This window comes from Micromonospora sp. NPDC004336 (assembly GCF_053602615.1).
Genome location: NZ_JBSGDY010000349.1, coordinates 1 through 2,088, shown reverse-complemented (window position 1 = coordinate 2,088; position 2,088 = coordinate 1). Strand labels below are relative to the sequence as shown.

Sequence of the window (2,088 nt, the reverse complement as noted above, 5' to 3'; positions counted from 1 at the left end):
GGGGTCGGCCGGGCGGTGCGGCGTCCGGGGCGCTCACCCGGCCGGGGCGCACGGCCGGTGGCGTCGCGGTCGCCGCGCCCGATCGGGGTGGTGGCCGTCCGGCGGTGCGCCTTCCAGGGGTGTCGGTGGCCCGGTTACGGCGCCCAGTCCGGGTCGCGGCCGAAGGCGGCCACGAGCCGGTCCTGCCGGTCGGCCTCCGCCGGCAGGTCGACCTCCGGCCGGACCAGCCCGCCCCGCCGGTAGTCGTCGACGCGCCGGCCGAACCAGCGGGCGCACTCGGCGACGGCGTCCGCGTCCAGCCGGGGGTCCGCGCCGATCGCCACGGCCAGGTCCCACCCGTGGATCAGGTGCTCCGCGGTGAGCTGGCGCAGGTACTCGTCCGCCGGGGTCTCGCCGGCGGAGAGCGCGACGGTGCGGTCCAGCGCCCCGGGGTGGGTGAAGGCCAGCTCCGCCTGTGCCGCCGCCTCCCGGGCCGCGCCGACCGGGTCCGGGCCGAGCAGGTCGCCCTCGTAGCGGTCGCCGACGTCCGCGATCGTCCGGCCGGCGAGCAGCGGAACGCTCCAGCGGTCCTCGCCGACGACGTGGTTGACCAGCGTCCGGACGTCCCAGTCGGGGCAGGGGGTCGGGTCCGACCACTGCCCGGGCCCGACCAGTTCCACCCGCTCGGTGAACTCGGCCAGGCTGCGGCGGTACGTCTCCAGCGGGTCCATGCCGACGATTGTTCCGGCTGGCGTCCCCCCGCCGAGCCGTTTTGCCGGTCCGCGCCGAGCCGTTCCGCCGTCCGGGCCCGGGCCGCCGGACCGGCGGGGCGCAGGTCGTCACACCGGCTGGGCGCGCTGTCCGCCGTCCGGGTCGGGCCGCCCGTCCGGGCCGCCGCGGCGGCCCTCGCGGGTCGGATCAGTCGAGCTGCTCCGGGTCCAGCCCCAGCTCGCGGGCGGTGACCAGGCGGACCCACTCGGCGAACTGGCGGCGGGAGATGACCCGGTCGTGCACCGCGAGCTGCACGGCCAGGCCGTCCATCACGGCGCTGATCCGCCACGCGGCGCCCGCCGGGTCGGCGCACTCGAAGGTGCCGTCGCGGACCCCCTGCGAGATCACCGCCGCCAGGTCCTCCCGCCAGCGCAGGTCGAGCCGGCGGGAGACCTTCTCCAGCTCCGGCGTACGCAGCGACTCCGCCCAGCCGTCGATCCACATCGCCCAGGACGTGGCCCGGCCGGCCGGGGTGTAGAGCTTCACGATCCGGCGCAGCTTGGTCAGGGGCGGGGCGCTGGACCGCATCACCGCGTCCAGCCGGGCCAGGTCCTGCTCAACTGCGTACGCGAACGCCTGCGCGAGCAGCCGGTCCTTCGTGGCGAAGTGGTAGAAGACCAGCGCCTGGCTCACCCCGGCCGCCTGCGCCACGTCGGCCGTGCGCGTGTTGGCAAGGCCGCGTTCCACGATCACGTCGCAGGCGGTGCGCAGCAGGGCATCCAGGCGGATCTCGGCCGCACGTCTCGTCACTTCGTTACCGTAGCCCATCATCTTGAACACAGGCAGTCACCGATCACGGCCGGGCCGCCCTCCAAAGAGTCGGAAGCCGGACAGTTTCGACCGGTTCCGGGCGTTCCTGCGGGGCGCGCGGTCCCCGTCCGGCGTCGACGCGGGAGGGGCGCGTCGTCACAACCCAGTCTCCTAGGAAGCTCAGGCGCGGGGCGGTCCGCCACCCCTGGACGCGCCGACCGTCACCCCGATTTGGCAACCGCTCGCCGGCTCGGCTAAAGTTCTCACCCGTCACCGGTTAACGCCGGAGACAAGCGGACGTAGCGCAGCTGGTAGCGCATCACCTTGCCAAGGTGAGGGTCGCGGGTTCGAATCCCGTCGTCCGCTCGGAGATGCCGCCACGCATGACGGGGGCAACCTCGGTGGGGTGGCCGAGAGGCGAGGCAACGGCCTGCAAAGCCGTGTACGCGGGTTCAAATCCCGTCCCCACCTCGGTAACAGACGAGGGCGATTGGCGCAGTGGGAGCGCGCTTCCTTGACACGGAAGAGGTCACTGGTTCAAACCCAGTATCGCCCACCAGCACGAAGGCCCGTCACCTGATGGTGACG

The 2,088-nt window shown here is 73.9% G+C and carries 2 protein-coding genes and 3 tRNA genes; 3 read left to right on the top strand and 2 right to left on the bottom strand.

The genetic code is table 11. The features are described from left to right. Window positions 1–134: 134 nt before the first annotated feature. Entirely contained in the window at window positions 135–710 is a 576-nt protein-coding gene (locus ACWENR_RS30625; RefSeq protein WP_452280416.1) for a TIGR03086 family metal-binding protein, read from the bottom strand. Window positions 711–897: 187 nt separating this feature from the next. Beyond that, window positions 898–1,500 (bottom strand): TetR/AcrR family transcriptional regulator, encoded by a 603-nt coding sequence (locus ACWENR_RS30620; protein WP_452280415.1) that lies wholly within the window; start codon window positions 1,498–1,500, stop codon window positions 898–900. A 293-nt stretch (window positions 1,501–1,793) separates the two neighbouring features. On the opposite strand from ACWENR_RS30620, the gene ACWENR_RS30615 reads away from it, so the two are divergent. From ACWENR_RS30615 to ACWENR_RS30605, 3 genes are all read left to right on the top strand, one after another. Further along, a tRNA-Gly gene (locus ACWENR_RS30615) sits at window positions 1,794–1,866 on the top strand. 34 nt (window positions 1,867–1,900) lie between these two features. Then, window positions 1,901–1,971: transfer RNA gene (locus ACWENR_RS30610), tRNA-Cys, on the top strand. A 13-nt stretch (window positions 1,972–1,984) separates the two neighbouring features. Beyond that, window positions 1,985–2,059 (top strand) — tRNA-Val (locus ACWENR_RS30605). Window positions 2,060–2,088: the final 29 nt, after the last annotated feature.

Excerpts from the sequence above, each read along its gene's own strand:
- ACWENR_RS30625 (WP_452280416.1), bottom strand. The coding sequence starts at position 710 with ATGGACCCGCTGGAGACGTACCGCCGCAGCCTGGCCGAGTTCACCGAG.